The organism is Chryseobacterium jejuense (assembly GCF_017877355.1).
GTDB lineage: Bacteria > Bacteroidota > Bacteroidia > Flavobacteriales > Weeksellaceae > Chryseobacterium > Chryseobacterium jejuense_A.
Window position 1 is genome coordinate 218,729 of sequence record NZ_JAGIPR010000005.1, and the last position, 18,759, is coordinate 237,487.

Below are 18,759 nucleotides of genomic sequence, written 5' to 3' on the forward strand. Positions count from 1 at the left end.
TTCAGGAAGAAGCTTACCTGTTGATGGTATAGAATCCTCAGCCGGATTGTATATCAATACCTTACCTTTAATTGTTAATCATGAAGACGGTCGTGTTATAGATCGTATCATGGAGATCCAGAACAGGATCAGTGATCTGAATACCCATAGCGATATCAATCTTGCAGATCTTCACCATGATGGACGCCGTATTTTCAGCAGCTTGTTTGTGTATGAAAACTATCCTGTTCCAAAAGGAGAGGGAAGCAATGAACTTGGCTTTGTATTCAAGGATTCAGTAGAAAAACTGGATTATCCTTTAGGAATAATGGCTTCAGAACAAGGAGAAAGCGTTCTGCTGAAACTGAACTATGAAGGAGCCCTTTTTGATAACAAAACCATGAAGCAGTTGATGGATGGAATGGAAATTATTCTGAATCAGATTCTGGATAACCAAGAAATGACTTCCGATGAACTTTCTTACATTTCAGAAAACCAATGGCAACAAATGTTTGCGTGGAATGATACTCAATTGGCCTATCCGTCAGATAAGACAATTCACAGCCTGTTTGAAGACCAGGTACTGAAAACCCCGAATAATATTGCCTTAGTATACGAAGATATAAAGCTGTCATACCATGAATTGAATGAACGTTCAAACCGTTTGGCAAATTATCTTATTAAAGTCTATGACATTCAGCCGGATGATTTAGTACCTTTATGTCTGGAACGTTCAGAGAATATGCTGATCGGAATTTTGGCAGTACTGAAGGCAGGGGCGGGTTATGTACCAATGGATACCTCTTATCCGGCAGAAAGAATAGAATATATTCTGTCAGATACCAAGGCCAAAATTATATTGACTCAGGAAAGCACAGTAGAAAAATTACAGGATATGAATGTAGATGTTATTTCTTTAAATAATATCTCTTTCAGACAGATCGTTGAAAAAGAAGATGCCTCTAATCCAGTGACAGCTATTAAACCGGATAATCTTGCCTATGTCATCTACACCAGTGGAACAACAGGACATCCAAAAGGAGTAATGGTAGAACATACAAGTGTGATAAACCGTATCGTCTGGATGAATGATACCTATCCTTTGGTGGCAACAGATAATATTCTGCAGAAAACCCCTTACACATTTGATGTTTCCGTCTGGGAATTATTCTGGGCTCATTTTTACGGGGCGTGTATCGTATTTGCACGTCCGGAAGGGCATAAAGACCCTGAATACTTAGCTGAAGTCATTCAAAAGGCCAATGTGACCATTTTACACTTTGTTCCTTCCATGTTGAGTGCCTTCGAAGAAACATTAGATACCAAAGAAGAGCTGCAGTCTATGGTAAAAAGTCTGAGGTATATATTCTGTAGTGGAGAAGCTTTAACATTAAAGCAGGTACAGGACGCACGAAGACTGATGGGCCATGCGGAAATTCACAACCTTTACGGACCAACAGAGGCCACCGTGGATGTTCTGTATTATGATTGTAATGATCCGGCTATTCAGCAGGTATTGATTGGGCAACCAATTGCTAATACAACGGTTTATGTACTTGATAAATTCTTACATCCGGTTCCTATCGGCGGTGTAGGAGAACTATACATCGGCGGTGTAGGAGTTGCCAGAGGATATTTAAACAGACCGGAGCTGACGGAGGAGCGCTTCATTGCGAATCCATTCCAGACAGATAAAGAAAAAAGAGAAGAATATAACGGAACCCTATATAAAACAGGAGATTTAGTAAGATGGGTATCCGGAGGAAACATAGAATATCTGGGCAGAAATGACTTCCAGGTGAAAGTTCGTGGTTTCCGTATCGAGCTGGGAGAAATCGAAAATGCTTTGGTAAAATATTCTGATATCCGTCAGGTAGCAGTATTGGCTAAAGAAAATAAAGCAGGAGTAAAATATCTTGTAGGATACTATGTTTCTGATAAAGAATTGGATGAAGGAGTACTTTCAGAATTTCTGTCCGAAACATTACCTGAATATATGGTGCCGAATATTTTTGTTCACCTAAAAGTATTACCTGTAACCCTTAATGGAAAACTGGACAGAAAACAACTGCCAGAACCGGAAGTAAAAGCAAGTCGTGAATATATAGCGTCAACAAATGAATTACAGGAAAAGCTATGTCATATTTATGGTGAAGTATTGGGAATTAACGCTGAAAGTATCAGTATTCATGATGATTTCTTCAGGATGGGAGGAAACAGTATCATGGCGATAAAGCTTATCAGTAAGATCAGGCTTACATTGGATATGCAGGCTAATGTTGACATGATATTCAATCATAAAACGGTTGCTTCTTTATCCGAAGCTTTAGCGGGAAATATCTTGGAAGATCAGATAACCATATCTCCTTCAAAAGTAGATACCTCAGAAGAGCAAAGACTGTCCTTTGCTCAGGAAAGACTTTGGTTTATAGAATCCTATGAAGGTGGAAGCAGTGCTTATAACATTCCAATGACGGTTACTCTGAGCTCGAAAACCAATATTCCGGCTTTATGCAAAGCTTTAGAAACAGTAATTCTGCGCCATGAAGTACTTCGTACATTTATTCTGACTACAGAAAACGGAGTGGGTTATCAGGTCGTTACAGATCTTCTTCCGGAAATAAGAACTATAAAAGCAGAAAATAGAGAAGAACTGGAGGAGTTGGTAAACAGAAGTTCTCATAAAGTATTCCGTTTGGAAGAAGAGATTCCTGTTGCGATCAATATTTTCACGTTAAATAATATCAGCTATCTGTCTGTAGTTATTCACCACATTGCTTTTGATGGCTGGTCTACCGATGTATTCCTGAAAGAAGTGGGTGCAGCCTATCATGCCATTGCAGGAGGGCAACATCCTAAGCTCCCTAAATTAACAATCCAATACAAGGATTTTGCATTATGGCAGCGAAACTATCTTACAGGAGAGCGTCTTGATAACCAGATTGAATACTGGAAAACAAAGCTTGATGACTATCAGAGTTTAGATCTTCCTTTAGATTTCCATAGACCGGCTGAAATTTCCTATGAAGGAGATACCATCAGGTTTAATATCCCTGAAGAAACAGCACTTGGATTGAAAGATATCTCCAAAACTCTTGGAGTAAGTCTGTACAATGTGATGTTGAGTGGTTACTATCTGACACTGTCTACCTATTCAGGTCAGGAAGATATTATAGTAGGAAGCCCGATTGCCAACCGTCATTATGCAGGCCTTGAAGATCTTATCGGTTTCTTTGTGAACACATTGGCACTGAGAGAGAAAATTGATCCTAAACAAAATATCAGAGATTTCATTCAGCAGGTGTCAAAATCGGTGACAGAAGCCCAGTCTCATCAGGATCTTCCATTTGAGAAATTAGTGGAAGAACTGGGAGTAGAACAGGATACTTCAAGACATCCGGTCTTCCAGGTGATGTTTGGCCTTCAGACCAGTAATGGTGGAGATAGTGTAGCTCAGAAAGAAGAGCCTGTTTTCCAGCCATTTGATGGTGAAGTAGACTATCAGGCAGCGAAATTTGATCTTACAACCATGATTAATGAAAGCCCTGATGGAATTCAGATGAGCTTCAATTATGCTACATCCTTATTTAAAAAAGATACCATAACCCGTATAGCAGACACTTATCAATATCTGTTAACCCAGATTGTACAGATTGGAAAATCTGATGCTAACGACTTGAAAATAGGAGAAATATCTCTTCTATCAGAAACAGAGGGCAGAGAGATCACAGAACTTTTGAATGATAACAGAAAAGCATATCAGGATCAAGCAACAATTCATCAACAGTTTGAATCTCAGGTTGCCATAATGCCTGATGCTACAGCTCTGGTATATCAGAATGTTAGATTGTCCTATAGAGAATTGAATGAAAAAGCCAATCAATTATCAAATTACCTGATCAAAGAATACCAGCTTCAGCCTGATAATTTGGTGCCATTATGCATTGAAAGATCCGAAAATATGTTGGTGGCGATCCTTGCTGTATTAAAAGCCGGAGCAGCGTATGTTCCAATGGATCCTTCATATCCTGCAGAAAGGATCAATCATATTTTAAAAGATACGGGAGCTGAGGTTATCATTATTCAAGAAGAAGTAAGAGAGAAATTCAATGAAGTTTCTTTAGATGTAAATCTGGTTTCATTGAATGATAGGGGATTAATTGAGGAATTGACAACAGCAGACACTCATAATCCTTCTACCCAAGTATCTTCAGACCATTTAGCCTATGTGATTTACACGAGTGGAACCACAGGACTTCCAAAAGGAGTAATGATTGAACATAAAGGAGTCATCAACCTGATCGATGCAATGACAGACGTTCATCAGCTTGAAAAATATCAAAATGTAGGAGTGTACTCCAATTATGTATTTGATGCCTTTGTATATGAGACATTCCCGTCTTTATGCAATGGAAACACCCTTTGGCTGTACAGCAATGAGCTTAGAACCTCAGTACATGAGCTTAATGAGTATATTAAAACTAATGCTGTAGAAGTTTCCTTTATTCCACCAGTTTTGTTAAAAGAAATTGTGGAGAATGGAACAAGCCTAAAACTGATTCACGCAGGAGGAGAAAGCTTCCCGGCTCTCGATAAAAATATTGAAAACATTACCCTTATCAATGAATATGGGCCAACAGAAGGAACAGTATGTGCCACGCTTCATGATTACAAGGAAGATAAAAATCCATTAAATATCGGTAGAGCAATTGCCAATACAACTTTATACATTCTTGATAATCAGTGTCGTCCTGTTCCGGTGGGAGCAGTAGGAGAACTGTATATAGGAGGAGCTGGTATTGCCAGAGGCTATCTGAACAGACCTGAGCTTACTGAAGAACGCTTTATGGTAAACCCATTCCAGACGGCTGACCAAAAGGAAAGAGGAGAAAACAACCGCTTATACAGAACAGGAGATTTAGTTCGCAGATTAGCCAATGGAGCGTTGGAATATATGGGAAGAAATGATTTCCAGGTGAAGATCCGCGGTCATAGAATTGAGTTGGGAGAAATTGAAAATACCCTGCTTCAATATGAAGGTATTCGTCAGGCTGCCGTTGTAGTAAAAGAAGACAAAGGAAATATGAAATACCTTGTTGGATACTATGTTTCCGATCCGGTAATTGATCCACTCCAATTGTCAGAATTCTTGCTGAAATCACTTCCAGAATATATGGTACCGAATGTTTTTGTTCATTTAACAGCCTTACCGTTGACTATTAATGGCAAGCTGGACAGAAAACAACTTCCAGAACCTGAATTTACAGGGATATCAGAATATGCTGCTCCGGAAAATGAACTTCAAATACAGATGGCAGAAATCTATGGTGAAGTATTAGGTCTTGATCCGGAATCTATCAGTATTCATGATGATTTCTTCAGATTAGGAGGAAACAGTATCATGGCTATAAAACTGATTAGCAAAATACAGCAGGCATTAGATGTTAAAGTGAAGATTATAGATGTTTTCAAAGAAAGAACAATCAGTAAACTAGCTGCTCTTATTGGAAAATATGGCAAAGAATACAGAACAGTATCCATTCTGAATGCTGTTAATAACAATCCGAATATATTCCTTATTCACCCGGGGAATGGAGGAAGTGAAGTATATCAGTCCTTGGCAGAACAGTTGAAAACCAACTATGACTGCTATGGTGTGGATTCTTACAATCTCTACCATGAAGAAAAGATTGATAATCTGAACAGACTTGCAGGATATTATCTGGATCATATTAGGCAGATACAAGAACAAACTCAGCAGGAAGAGTATATTTTGCTGGGCTGGTCTCTTGGGGGGAATATAGCTTTGGAAATGGCTTCTCAACTAGAAAAAAGAGGCTGTAAAAAGATTAAAGTTTATCTGTTAGATACCATTTTCTATGCTTCAGATCAGAAGTTAGTCAATTTCCTTTCATTCCCTTCAGATGAAGAATTGAGCAACAAACTGGAAGTTCCTGTAGATCACAGCCATTTTATAGCGACTAAGAGCTTTATGTCAGCAGAATTTACCATTGCCAGAGAACCGATCTCTAATAACCTCAGCTTTACAAAAGTGGTTTTATTAAAAGCCATGGTAGGCGGAGATGGATTTGATGAATCATTTAACAACTATATGATGGGCTGTACTTACAATAATGTAGACTCAGTTATAGAAGACCAGGAGTTGTTATCAGTATATCCTATTGAAGCCGCCCACCAGTTTATGTTGGAGAAAGAAGAAGAGATTATTGATATCATTAATAAAACTGTTGGAGAATAAAAAGATATGGGAGATCATCGTCTCCCATATTTTAATGTAAAAAAGAAAACCCTATGAACACGGCAACATCATCAAAACCACAAATATTTTTGTTGCATTATGCAGGCGGAGACAGAAACTCTTTTCGACCTTTAATAGAAAATTTGCAGTCTCATTTTCAGGTAGAAACTCCGGAACTTCCGGGAAGAGGAGACCGAATGTCAGAACCTCCTTTGAAAAATAAGAAGGAAGCTTTAACAGACGTACTGGAACAGATAAAACAAGTCCGTAATAAAAATGTTCCCTATTTGATTTATGGTCACAGTATGGGAGCCATATTGGGATTTGAAATTTGCTATGCTATGGAAAAAGATAATGATGTACCGGTGCATTTTGTTGCAACAGGATATCCAGGCCCAGGAATAAAAGAAAGTATACCCATTGCACATCTTCCTAAAACAGAATTTTTTGCTGAAGTAAGAAAGCTTGGGGGAATTTCTGATGAGGTGATGCAGTATGAAGAATTACTAGATTTCTTTGAGCCTTTATTGAGAGGAGATTTCGGACTTCTGGAAAACAAAAGCAACCAGATCCCCAATATAAAAATACAGACTCCCATTTACGCCATAATGGGAAAAAATGAAAAATATGCACTGAATATAAGAAACTGGGCCAACTACACGGAGACAGAATGTGAATGTCAGATCGTCAACGGAAACCATTTCTTTATCAATCAGAATTTCAACTATCTGTCGCAGGTGATTAAAAACCTCATGAATACAGCAATAGCTAAATGATAAAAACATCTAATTCATTCATAAAGTAAAACCTTACCTATGCCCGGAAGAAAAGAACACGCATTAACCTTCATCTATATTACAGTTCTGATTGATATTATCGGAATCGGAATTATTGGCCCTGTATTACCCACTTTGATTACAAAACTGTCAAATGCAGATAACATAAGTATCACTGCCCAGTATATCGGATGGTTTATATCCGTATATGCTTTAATGCAATTTCTGTTTGCTCCTGTTTTGGGAGGTTTGAGTGACAGATATGGGCGTAGACCGGTACTTTTATGTTCATTACTGGGACTTGGAGTAGATTATCTCATTCTTGCATTGGCTCCTGATATTGCATGGTTGTTTGTAGGAAGAATCATCAACGGAATAATGGGATCCAGTATGACAACAGCAGCAGCCTATATTTCAGATGTCAGTACTCCTGAAAAAAGAGGACAGTATTTTGGAATGATGAGCGCGGTAGCCGGAGTAGGAATGATTATTGGGCCGGTTATAGGAGGTGTACTTGGACAATATGGAGAAAGAATTCCTTTTTATGCCGCCGCAGGATTAAGCTTACTGAATCTGGTGTATGGTTTTTTTGTTCTCCCCGAGTCCTTGTCAGAAAGTAACCGACGCCCATTTTCCTGGAAAACAGCCAATCCGATTGGAGTAATAAAAAGTATGGATAGAGAGATTTTAGCACCCTCATTTATCATTGCCTTTATTCTTATTGCATTGGCAGGACATTCCGTACAAAGCTCCTGGAGTGTATATGTCATGGATAAATTTAACTGGAAGGAAGATATGATAGGGTATTCAATGGGATTTCTGGGACTGCTGATGGTTATTTTCCAAGGCGGATTGATTGGCTTGTTTATCAATAAACTAGGGCAAAAGAAATCAGTAGTTATTTTTCTGGCGTTCTTTTGTCTAAGCATGCTGCTATTTGGAATAGCCAACAAAGGTTGGATGATGTTTGTGGTAATTGCTATTTATGCCCTGGGTGGAATGGCATCTCCAATACTTCAAGCCATGATTTCTTCAAAAGTTCCCGATAATAAACAAGGATTATTGCAGGGTGGGCTCACCAGTGTTCTCAGTTTAACCTCTATTTTCGGACCCTTGCTGATGACCTGGGTATTTGCTTATTTTACCTCTACTCACTCACCAGTTTCTTACAGCGGTGCCCCTTTTATTTTAGGAGCTGTGTTAGCAATAATTGGCAGCGTTTGTATATACTTTGCTATGAAAAAAGATAATGAATTGAAATAAATAAAGGTAATTATATACAATTTTACACTAATACAGTTATCTTATTATTATGATTCTGTCATTCTGAATGTAACGAAGTGAAATGAAGAATCTAAGCCATATTATGAGATTCTTCCTTCGTCAGAAATCGAAGATTCGACGTAGTCAATGACAGTGGTGAAAAATTGTATATAGTCACCTAAATAAATTTTAATTAAATAAAAGATAATTAGTTACTTCTTCTGTGAAGAAGCCTTGTAGTTATACATCCGCTTCATCGAATCAACGGAGTTGATTCCATTCTTTGCTCCCTAAAAATAAAGCATAACAAAAATAAAACGTTGCATCAATAAAAATTATGGAGCTGTATTATTTAGCAATAATAGACAACTGAAATGTACTTAGGATCAATATCTTTGTGATTCTACTCCTTTTATTTTGGAAGAATATAAAAAACGGATTGTAAAGACCATACAATATATCGATGCAAATCTTGATGCTGATCTCTCTCTTGAAAAAATTGCAGAGATCAGCGTCTATTCGCCTTTTCATTTTCACAGAATATTCAAGCTGGTTACAGGAGAAACCCTTCAGAACTATATTATAAGGAGAAAAATAGAAAAAAGTGCCTTTCTTTTGGCCATGCATAAAAATATCGAGATGAAGGAAATCTACTTTGATCTTGGTTTTTCAAATCCATCTGTTTTCAGCAAAACCTTTAAAAAATATTACGGATTAGCACCATCAGAATTCCGTAAAGCAGCTCCCGAAGCATTTCACAAGATTTTACAAACACAAAGCAAGAACGGACAAATTGATACGGTTTTCAGCAAATACATTTGCACTATTGAAAACCTATTAAAATGGATAGCAATGAATTTAAAAATTGAAGTAAAAGAAATGCCGGAAATGAATCTGGCAGCAGTAATGAGCCTTGGCCTTGCTGGGGTAGAACCCTCTTACAATGTACTCATAGACTGGGCAAAAAAGAAACAGCTGTTTCCCAGAGAAAATGTAAAAATGATCTCTGTGTATCACGACAGTTTTAAAGTAACACCACCCGATAAGGTAAGAATTCATGCCTGTATGCTGTTGAATGAAAAACTGGAAGAACCAACAGGAGAAATTTTTTCAGAAACTATAGAAGCCGGAAAATTTATTGTCGGAAGTGGTGAAGTTACGCTCAATGATTTTGAGCAATGCTGGGTATCATTATTTTTATGGATGAATGAACACAATTACTCTACACGGAGAACCTTTCCATTTGAGATCTATCACTCCAATTTTAAAGAACATCCTGAAGGAAAAATGAGGGTGGATTTCTGCATTCCGATCCAGTAATTTTACCTGAAACAGAGATAAATATGCCTGATTGGAAGAATTGAAGCTAGAAATGAAATAGAGAACTATTAATAATTATAACAGAAAATAACTTCCAGCCTCCTTGTTCAAGCTTCCAGCCTTTTTACCATTCAGTAGCAAAAGGATGCCCTTCAGTAATAATTTTTTTATAGGAGGGCATTTTTCATATTATTTTTGATCCAGAAATTAATAACCATGAAAACACAAGGACATAAAATACTTCTTCTGATAGCACTCATTGCCTTTACATTGGGGTATTCTCAGGTAAAGATTTCAGGAAGAGTCTTATTTAAAAATAAAGGAGTAAGTGAAGTAAACGTCACACTGAAAGACACTTATGACGGAGCAACTACTGATGCTCAAGGTAATTTTTCCTTTGAAACTCCAGAAAAGGGAAGTCATCAGATCACTTTTATCCATCCTAAATACGAAGAGGTTGAAAAAATAATTAATATTGATAATCAGAGTGTTATCGTCAATGCTGATCTTAAAGAGCAAATCAGTGAAATAGATGCTGTAGTGGTTTCTGCAGGTTCAATTGAAGCCAGTGATCGAAAACGGGCTACTGCATTATTGAGTCCTATTGATATTTATACCACAGCAGGTTCTGACGGACAGATAACATCAGCTTTAACTTATCTGCCCGGCGTTCAGAAAGTAGGAGAGTCCGGAGGATTGTTCATTAGAGGAGGTACGGGTGCTGAATCTAAGATCTTTATGGATGGAAGTCTCATTAATAATTATTTTTCTAATTCTGTACCCGGAATTGCAGGAAGAGACCAATTCAATACTTCACTTTTCAAAGGGAATATATTCTCAAGTGGTGGATATTCTGCATTGTACGGGCAGGCTCTTTCAGGAGTACTGATGTTGGAAAGTGTGGATCTGCCGGATGAGAGTTCGTATAATTTGGGCGTTTCTCCTATCTTTTTAGATGCAGGATTTCAGAAATTGGGGGCCCGGAAAAATTATTCTTTTGGAGCATCTGCAGGATATTCTCTTTTAAGTCTCATGCAGAAGGTTTTTAATTTTAATACCGATTTTATTGATGCACCTCAGGGGTTCAACAGTGATTTTAACTTTAGATTTAAAACAAAGTCCGGAGGCTTTTTTAAATATTATGGGATGTATAACTCCAATAAAATGGGGGTGAAAACAGAAAGCCTGGAACCTGAATATGATTTTGGGCTGGTAAGATTAAAAGGCAAAACTACCTATCACAATCTGTCTTTCAGACAAAAATTGGGAAAGTATCTTCTCAATGTAAGTGGTTCTTATTCTTATAACCAGTCAGATCTTAACTTTGCTACAGAAACCAACGAGGTAGAAAATGGAAACAGCAGATTGCTGACCGATGGAAACTATATTAATTTTAAAACGGTTCTTGAAAGGAAGGTTAACAAAATCAGCGCGTTAAGAGGAGGTTTTGAACTCAATAATACCGATGAAAATCTGAACTTTGAAAGTGTTCAGAAAAACTATAAAGATTTAATTTCCTCTGCATTTATAGAAACAGATCTTGGATTCAGCAATGCATTGTCTGCAAAGATCGGATTGAGAGCAGAAAATTCATCTTATCTTGACAAAAGTAATATAGCACCGCGTTTTGCGCTGGCATACCGTCTTGCTGATAAATGGACAACTAACGTAGCCTATGGAATTTTTTATCAGAATCCTGAAAGTAAATACATCAATGGGCCTGCGAATCTGAATTTTCAAAAGTCGCAACATTATATTTTTCAGTTATTAAGAAGTTCAGAAGGAAGAAGTCTACGCTTTGAGGCTTTTTATAAAAAATATGACCAGCTTATCAAAACATTTAATGTTCTTCCTGGAAAAGAACAGAACCAGCAGGTTCAGACAGCCCTGAATAATGATGGTTACGGCTATGCAAAAGGACTGGAACTATTTTGGAGAGACAATAAAAAGACATTTAAAAATATTGATTACTGGTTGACATATTCCTTCCTGGATTCCAAAAGAGACTTTATCAATTATCCGGCAAGCTTAAAACCGGGTTTTGCAGCAGAACATACATTTTCTGCCGTAGTCAAAAGATTTATTCCGAAATGGAAGCTGGGTGTAAATTTATCCTACACGTATGCTAAAGGCCGCCCATATTATGATATTGCCACTGAATTTAAAAATGGAGAAGCATTTAATTATACAAGAAATGAAGGAAAATTGAAGGATTACAACGCGTTGAATATCAGTTTCAATTATCTTCCTGCAATAGGAAAAAAAGAGGCAAAAGCATTTCCTGTATTTGTATTAAGCATTTCAAATGTTCTTGGATCTAAAAATATATACGGATATAACTTTTCGGCAAACGGGTCAAGAAGTTCGGCTATAGTTCCGCCAGTCAATACCTTTGTGTTTATTGGAGCCTTTATAAGCTTCGGAGTAGATAAAACAGAGGATGTGATTAATAATAACTTATAAAAACATAACTTCGAATAAACAATACACTAACTTTTAAAATTTGATATAATGAAAAAATACATTTTAAGTTTTGCTTTAGTTTTAATGAGCTTAACTGCTTTTGCTCAGACAGATTATGAGAAAATAATGACTGAGAAAGTCGCAAAAATTGAAACCTGCAAAACCCCGGAAGATTTTCAGACACTGTCTAATGACTTCCAGAGAATTGGAAGTAAGGAAAGCTCACAATGGCTTCCGCCATACTATGCTGCCTTGTCTCAGATTCAAAAAGGAAGAATCATGATGAGAAATGGAAACACTCAGGATCTGGATGGAGTTGCCGCACAGGCAGAAAAATATCTGGGAACTGCTCAAAATCTTGCCGGCGCGGATAATGCAGAGATTCATTTGTTGAAAAAAATGGCATATTCACTGAGAATGATGGTTAATCCGCAACAACGTTTTATGACAGACGGAGCGAGAGCATCTGAAGAACTTACTAGAGCTGAAAAGCTGGAGCCTGCCAATCCGAGAATTGCACTTATTAAAGCAGAAGACACTTATTTCACACCTGAACAGTATGGTGGGAGTAAAAGTAAAGGAATAGAAATGTTTAAAGAAGCGCTTTCAAAATTTAATGCTTATAAACCTAAAACAGCATTGGATCCGAATTGGGGCAGAGGAGAAGCTGAATATTTCTTAAGCTTGCCTGCAGAAAAGAAATAATAGAAATTAACCTTCACACAGTGGAGGTTTTTTTATGCTGTTAAACGCCATGATATTAAAAAAGAAAGAGTACCATATAAGAATAGTACTCTTTCAAAGTTTTTATCTTAAAGGCTGAATTTATTCACACAGGCTCCAGTCTTTTGTACAAAATCCTTGTTTGCTTCTGCACATATTCCAGGCACAGCCGTCATCATTTCCTGGTTCTCTAGGAATTGTATCTCCACCTGCAATATTCTTTTGTTCGTTTCTGGAAAGATGTTTTAACCCCCTCAGCTTGATTTGTTTTTTCATGTTTAATTTGTTTTTGATGAAGAATCTACTGAATTGTGTTGTTTTGGTATTGAGTTGTTAATTTTGTATATAATGCCTAAAGGAGACTTCATCCAATCCCATGTACCTATACTGCTCAGTAATAAAAACTAACCCTTCGGTAAGAAATAATTTTTGATACCTTTAATAAAAGCTAATTTTGAATCAAGAAAACGAATCATGAAACGTAAGGATATTATAACAATGTTTTGGATCTCATTCATAGTCTCTATGTTTTTCTTTTTTGCATTTACAGAAGAGAAAAATCTGGAAAACTTTGGATTAACCATACTCATTTCATTGATGTATACTTTTGTATTAGGAGGTGGAAACGGAATGTTGAACAGATTTCTCAATAAAAAATTTCCTTGGTCTGAAGAAACATCCAAAAGAGCGGTAATAAGTATTATTTCCGTTATTATTGTCAATATTATCTTGGTCTATTTTTGTAATTACATCAATTTTGTAATGATCCAAAAAGCGGCAACTACAGGAGAATATTTTTCGGGAAAATATAATTTTGCCAATTGGTTTACCATTAATATCGCATTGCTTATTTCTGCTTTTCTTCATGCAAAGAGTTTTATGCAGGAACTGAAAAAGACTTCCAGAAAAGAAGTAGTAGAGCAGAAACTCATCGCCAAGTCTGCCAATGCACAATTTGAAAGTTTAAAAAACCAGCTGGATCCTCATTTCCTTTTCAATTCTTTAAATGTTCTAAGCTCATTGATTGATGAAAATCCTCATCAGGCACAGAAATTTACCGCTTCAATGTCAAAGATTTACCGTTATGTACTTGAACAGAAAGATAAAGAGCTGGTAACGGTGGAAGATGAAATAGAATTTGCCAAAACCTATTGTGACCTTTTAAAAACAAGGTTCGAAGACAGCGTTGATTTTATTTTTGATGTTACGAAAGAAGACTATCGGAAATTTGTAGTGCCTTTGTCATTACAGCTTCTGTTGGAAAACTGTATCAAACACAATTTTGCCACCTCATCAAAGCCATTGGTCATCAGAATATTTTCAAAAGATGATATCCTTTGTATTGAGAATAATTTGCAGGTAAGAGAACAGCTCAAAGAAAGCTCCGGAATTGGATTGGCGAATATTGTACAACGTTATTCGCTGCTTACAAAAAGGAATGTTTTCATTGAAAAATCTGAAGATTATTTTAAAGTAAAACTTCCGATGCTGGTTAATAAACCTAATATTGTCAGCGAAAAACAGGATGATGATCTTAAAGCTTATAAGAAAGCCCAGAAGAGAATGAAGGAAATCAAAGATTTCTATATTAATCTCATTTCTTACTGTATTGTAATTCCCTTTCTGGTCTTTATCAATCTTTTTACCAAGAGCTCATTTCATTGGTTTTGGTTTCCGGTATTTGGATGGGGAATTGGGGTAGCTTCTCATGCTTTTCAGGTTTTTGGAGTTGGAGAATCCTGGCAGGAAAAGAAGATTCGTGAAATTATGAATAACCACAAAAATAATAACGATGGCAAGATTTAACGAAAATGATATTGAATATCAGAAAGCCAAAAGATATGTAGAGAAGTTAAGAGGTTTTTATGCTCATCTATTTGTCTATATTATTGTGAATGTAATGATTGTTTTTTACAATTATACCCATCTGAAACCTGGTGAAAGCTATTTCGAATTCAAGAATTTCTTTACACTCACATTCTGGGGTATTGGGTTATTGGCTCATGGAGCAACAGTTTTCCTGTCAAAAAGCGGCTACCTGCAGAATTGGGAAGAAAAAAAGATCCGGGAACTCATAGAAAAAGAGAAGAAAGATTTGTAGAATAAAAGAATCGTTAAAGAGAGCTGTTATTCAAAACTGACATTAAATTCCTTTATTTTCTTTGACTTTTTGCTTAAAAACACTTTAAATATCAATCAAAATGAGAACTTTACAGATTTTGTACGTAATATCAATGATTGTGTGGTTTCTCAGTGAGTTTCTTTATAAAAACATGCTGAAATCCGGTAAAGATGATAAAAAAGGGAAGGACAGGTCTACCCTTAATATTTTATGGTTTGCTATTCCTTTTTCAATTGCAGCAGCAGTAATGATTTCCAATCTATCTACGTTGCCCATTACCCATGGAAGGCGGATCATGTATGTGGGGGAATCGCTTATTCTTATTGGTATTATTTTCAGATTTATCACTATCAGGTTCTTGGGGAAATATTTTACGGTGGATGTTACCATTAAAGATGACCACAAGATCGAAAAGGAAGGCTTTTATAAATACTTGAGACATCCATCATATGCTTTTTCTCTGCTTACCTCAGTGGGGCTAGGATTATATCTCAATAACTGGCTGTCTTTGATTTTTGCTTTTGTACCTCCGTTTTTAGCTTTTGCTTATAGAATTAAAATTGAAGAACAGGCTCTTGTAGAACAATTCGGAGAGGAATATCTCGAATACAGAAAAACAACAAAGAAACTGATTCCATTTATCTACTAACTTTCCCTATATACAAGAATTTGCTTTATATAGCTATTCAAGTACAAATACAATTATTCGTGCATGAGTGGCAAAAAATCAGCATCAGGTAGCTGAAAATTTTGAATTTCTTGTGCCTTAAAACGTCACTTTGAGAAATTCTTTGCGTATTCCAACAATTTGTATTCAATTCCATCAAATTCATTACTCCTGTATTTTTACCATTCGGGAAGCATAATCTACCGTTCGGTCATATAAAATTGATTTGAGGGGCTTTTCCGCCATACATTTGATTCAAGAAAAGACAGATTAACCTTTAAAAATTAAAAATATGGAAACTTTTAACAAAGAAACAACCGCTTACGAAAGAGCTTCAAAAAGAGTAAAAGAATTAAAAGAGTTCTATGGAAACCTTACTTCTTACTGTATTGTGATTCCCTTCTTAGCTTTTCTGAATCTTATGACTGCGCCTGGTTATTTATGGTTCTTATGGCCAATGCTGGGATGGGGAATAGGAATTGCATTTCATGCAGTAAATGTATTTGGAATTGGGAAAAACTGGGAAGAGAGGAAGATTAAAGAACTGATGGAAGAAGAAAAAGGAAAAATAAAAACATTATAAGAACCTAAAAACAAGAAATCATGGATTATAACGGTGCATACAACAGAGTTAAGAAGCTGAAAAAATTCTATAAAAACCTGGTGTGGTTTGGAATTATATCAGTGATTATTATCGGGAATGATTGGTTTAATGATGAGCTGCGTTATCGAATTTTTGGAGGGCATTTATTTTTAGGGATTTGGGCATTAATACTGGTGATGAAGGCAACCTCTTTATTTATTTTTAATGATGAATGGGAAAAAGGAATCATCGAAAAAGAAGCTGAAAAAAATAAAAAAACGATAGATTTTTAAATCTGATTATTTTACCTAATTTTATTTCCAAATTTTAAAACTAAAACTACGAGCTCAATGATTAAGACTGTTGTTATCGAAGACGAAAAACCAGCTTCAAGGAAATTAGAGAGGATGTTAAGTAATTTTCCTGATATTGAGGTGGTTGCTAAAATAGAATCTGTAGAAGAGGGAGTCGCTTGGTTTTCTGAAAATGAACATCCACAGTTGATCTTTTCTGACATTGTTCTTGGAGATGGGCTGTCATTCGATATCTTTGAAAAAGTTCCTACCAAAGGATTTATCATTTATACAACAGCATTCGATCAGTATACCCTAAAAGCCTTTAAATTAAATAGTATAGATTATCTGTTGAAACCAATTCTTGAAGAAGATCTTTCAGGCGCTATTGAGAAATTTAAATCTTTTCTACCTTCCAATAATGACATTGGATCGCAGGATATCAAGCAGCTGATAAGAAAAGAAAAATCTATTCTTTCAAGGGTTCTGGTGAAAATAGGGTATAATCTGAAAATTGTTCAGACCCATGAAATAAGTTGTTTTTTCAGTGAGAATAAGATTGTATACCTTCAGACAGATGGTCGTTCTTATCCATCAGATTTTACATTGGATGAACTGGCAGAAATTCTGGACGAAAAAAGATTTTTCCGCGTGAACAGGCAGTTTATTATCAATTCTGATTACATCAAAAACATTCACACCTCACCTTATTACAAAGTAGACCTCGAATTTCAGCCTCAGGAAGAAATTACCGTAAGCCGGGACCGTGTCAAAGACTTTAAAGACTGGCTCGTAAGTTAAACCAGAAAATCATTTTCCACAAAGTCCCACATCCTAAAACTTGTAACTTGCATCCGTAGCTCGCATATCTAACCACCAAAAAAACATAATTATGGACCTCATTTTACTACTTTTCAGACTTCTCCTCTCCATTTTCTCAGCCTGATTACCGGGAATAAAAATCACTGGCAGATTTTGTAAACTGATGAAAAGCTTCCGTTATTTCGGTCTTGTGCTTATGCGTCAGTGGAAAAGGAACCATATGAGAATAATCAAAAGGGAAATCCTTTATTTCAACATCTACATTGATGTTTCTGTAGCCACCCTGTAGGGTATTTAAGGCTTCTATGGGAGGAGCAACGCTATCTTTCTCCAATACATAAGCCTTTATCTGAGACTGAATTTCATGAATTCGCTCCTCTCTTTCCTTTTGGAAATAATTGTAGCGGAGCATCTTTTTGAACCAGCTTTCATGTGGATGTAGTTCATCATCCTGATAATGTTTCAGTCTGTTATCAAATTTAAAGTCAGAACTTAATAACTCCGTAAAAACAGACTGCATTTTAACCGTAGCCTGAGAATCCATAATGTATTTGGAAATCGGAAACATCCTGTCAATGGTCATTCCGCCACAAAAGCAAAAAACTTTAGATTGGGTGAAAAAACCATGTGGATCAGCCATTTTAATAATCATGGAAAGAAATGAACCTATGGAATATCCAAACAGATCAAGGCTTGCATCCGGAGCAATGCTTTTAACCTTATGGGCTTTAATTTCCTTCACTACTTCAATGATATCTGAATAGGTTTGTAATCCTGACCAGAAAATTCGTTGTGGATGAGCTTCCAGCCTGGAACTTGTGGCGGCGTTTACATAAGAAAAATGAGTGTTTTCAGGATATCTTTCCTTTCTGAACTTAACAATTTCCGTCATTTGATGACGGTCGCTCCATATCGCTTCAGCACGATCCATATGAAAGGCAATCGGAAATAACATGACCGCTTTATGGGTTTTCTGAGCTAACTCATAGGCCCACGGAAGATATTTATCCCATTTCTTCTCATTCAATCCATGGAAAAAGATAATACATCCGTCAGCAGTTTCTACATCAGCTCTTTTGAGAATATGATACTCAAATCTTTTATTGCATTCGATATCAAAATCCTTGATATCTATTGAAGGCTGATGATATATCTGATAGGCAGTTTTATTGATTTTTAAGGGTTGATGATGTTTAGGACAATCCATATTATTGGAGCCATAAAGAAGGTCAGAAACCTTAGATTCAAAAGGAACAGACTCAATGGTTACGTTCAAATCCTTGATTTCCACAATCTCTTTTCTGGAATCAAAATGCCTTTTCAAAACTTCATACAATTCATAATATTCCATAGCAAGATCATTGAGGGTTCATATTTAGAACAATGAAATTAGATAATTATTGTAGTAAAGTGTTGGTTTTTAAAGGTTAAAAGTATTTCAGGCATAAGATCAATAAAAATACACCCGAAACAATTCTGCTTCGGGTGG

The 18,759-nt window shown here is 36.3% G+C and carries 14 protein-coding genes (1 of these 14 running past the window's edge); 12 read left to right on the plus strand and 2 right to left on the minus strand.

Annotated elements, in window-relative coordinates; genetic code table 11:
- The 6 genes from J2772_RS12065 to J2772_RS12090 form a co-directional block, all read left to right on the plus strand.
- A protein-coding gene (locus J2772_RS12065) for a non-ribosomal peptide synthase/polyketide synthase (RefSeq protein WP_209916961.1) crosses the window boundary here: on the plus strand, positions 1-6,238 show its final stretch. Its footprint begins 37,967 nt before the window's first position; the window shows 6,238 of its 44,205 coding nt (coding positions 37,968-44,205); the start codon falls outside the window, past its left edge; its stop codon occupies positions 6,236-6,238.
- Positions 6,239-6,291: 53 nt separating this feature from the next.
- Positions 6,292-7,014 carry a thioesterase II family protein gene (locus J2772_RS12070; RefSeq protein ID WP_209916963.1) on the plus strand — a complete coding sequence of 241 codons (723 nt, stop codon included), beginning with the start codon at positions 6,292-6,294 and terminating at the stop codon, positions 7,012-7,014.
- A gap of 39 nt (positions 7,015-7,053) precedes the next feature.
- A complete protein-coding gene (locus J2772_RS12075) occupies positions 7,054-8,277 on the plus strand; it encodes a TCR/Tet family MFS transporter (RefSeq protein ID WP_209916964.1) in 1,224 nt (407 codons plus the stop codon).
- Positions 8,278-8,694: 417 nt separating this feature from the next.
- Positions 8,695-9,597, plus strand: a complete 903-nt coding sequence (locus J2772_RS12080) for a GyrI-like domain-containing protein (protein WP_245365211.1) — start codon at positions 8,695-8,697, stop codon at positions 9,595-9,597.
- Between the two features lie 216 nt (positions 9,598-9,813).
- Positions 9,814-12,060, plus strand: a complete 2,247-nt coding sequence (locus J2772_RS12085; RefSeq protein ID WP_209916965.1) for a TonB-dependent receptor — start codon at positions 9,814-9,816, stop codon at positions 12,058-12,060.
- A gap of 48 nt (positions 12,061-12,108) precedes the next feature.
- On the plus strand, positions 12,109-12,765 hold the full coding sequence (locus tag J2772_RS12090; RefSeq protein WP_209916967.1) for a hypothetical protein: 657 nt from the start codon (positions 12,109-12,111) through the stop codon (positions 12,763-12,765).
- Between the two features lie 120 nt (positions 12,766-12,885).
- Here J2772_RS12090 and J2772_RS12095 read toward each other — a convergent pair whose 3' ends face one another.
- Positions 12,886-13,059 carry a hypothetical protein gene (locus J2772_RS12095; RefSeq protein ID WP_209916968.1) on the minus strand — a complete coding sequence of 58 codons (174 nt, stop codon included), beginning with the start codon at positions 13,057-13,059 and terminating at the stop codon, positions 12,886-12,888.
- Positions 13,060-13,257: 198 nt separating this feature from the next.
- Between J2772_RS12095 and J2772_RS12100 the strand changes: the two genes are divergently transcribed.
- The 6 genes from J2772_RS12100 to J2772_RS12125 all read left to right on the plus strand — a co-directional run bounded on the left by J2772_RS12100 (position 13,258) and on the right by J2772_RS12125 (position 17,249).
- Positions 13,258-14,589, plus strand: a complete 1,332-nt coding sequence (locus tag J2772_RS12100; protein WP_209916969.1) for a 2TM domain-containing protein — start codon at positions 13,258-13,260, stop codon at positions 14,587-14,589.
- Positions 14,576-14,884, plus strand: coding sequence for a 2TM domain-containing protein (locus tag J2772_RS12105; protein WP_209916971.1), 309 nt, complete (start codon positions 14,576-14,578; stop codon positions 14,882-14,884). Before J2772_RS12100 ends, J2772_RS12105 begins: the two co-directional genes overlap by 14 nt.
- Before the next feature lie 100 nt (positions 14,885-14,984).
- Positions 14,985-15,554 carry a methyltransferase family protein gene (locus J2772_RS12110; protein WP_209916973.1) on the plus strand — a complete coding sequence of 190 codons (570 nt, stop codon included), beginning with the start codon at positions 14,985-14,987 and terminating at the stop codon, positions 15,552-15,554.
- A gap of 310 nt (positions 15,555-15,864) precedes the next feature.
- Positions 15,865-16,155: a 2TM domain-containing protein gene (locus J2772_RS12115; RefSeq protein ID WP_209916974.1), complete on the plus strand. Its 291-nt coding sequence runs from the start codon at positions 15,865-15,867 to the stop codon at positions 16,153-16,155.
- A 20-nt stretch (positions 16,156-16,175) separates the two neighbouring features.
- The gene (locus J2772_RS12120) at positions 16,176-16,448 is read left to right on the plus strand and encodes a 2TM domain-containing protein (RefSeq protein WP_209916976.1); all 273 of its coding nucleotides are present in this window, start codon (positions 16,176-16,178) and stop codon (positions 16,446-16,448) included.
- A gap of 57 nt (positions 16,449-16,505) precedes the next feature.
- Positions 16,506-17,249 carry a LytR/AlgR family response regulator transcription factor gene (locus J2772_RS12125; protein ID WP_209916977.1) on the plus strand — a complete coding sequence of 248 codons (744 nt, stop codon included), beginning with the start codon at positions 16,506-16,508 and terminating at the stop codon, positions 17,247-17,249.
- Between the two features lie 145 nt (positions 17,250-17,394).
- Here the strand turns inward: J2772_RS12125 and J2772_RS12130 are convergent, their stop codons facing one another.
- Positions 17,395-18,621 carry a DUF6051 family protein gene (locus J2772_RS12130; RefSeq protein ID WP_209916979.1) on the minus strand — a complete coding sequence of 409 codons (1,227 nt, stop codon included), beginning with the start codon at positions 18,619-18,621 and terminating at the stop codon, positions 17,395-17,397.
- Positions 18,622-18,759 lie beyond the last annotated feature (138 nt).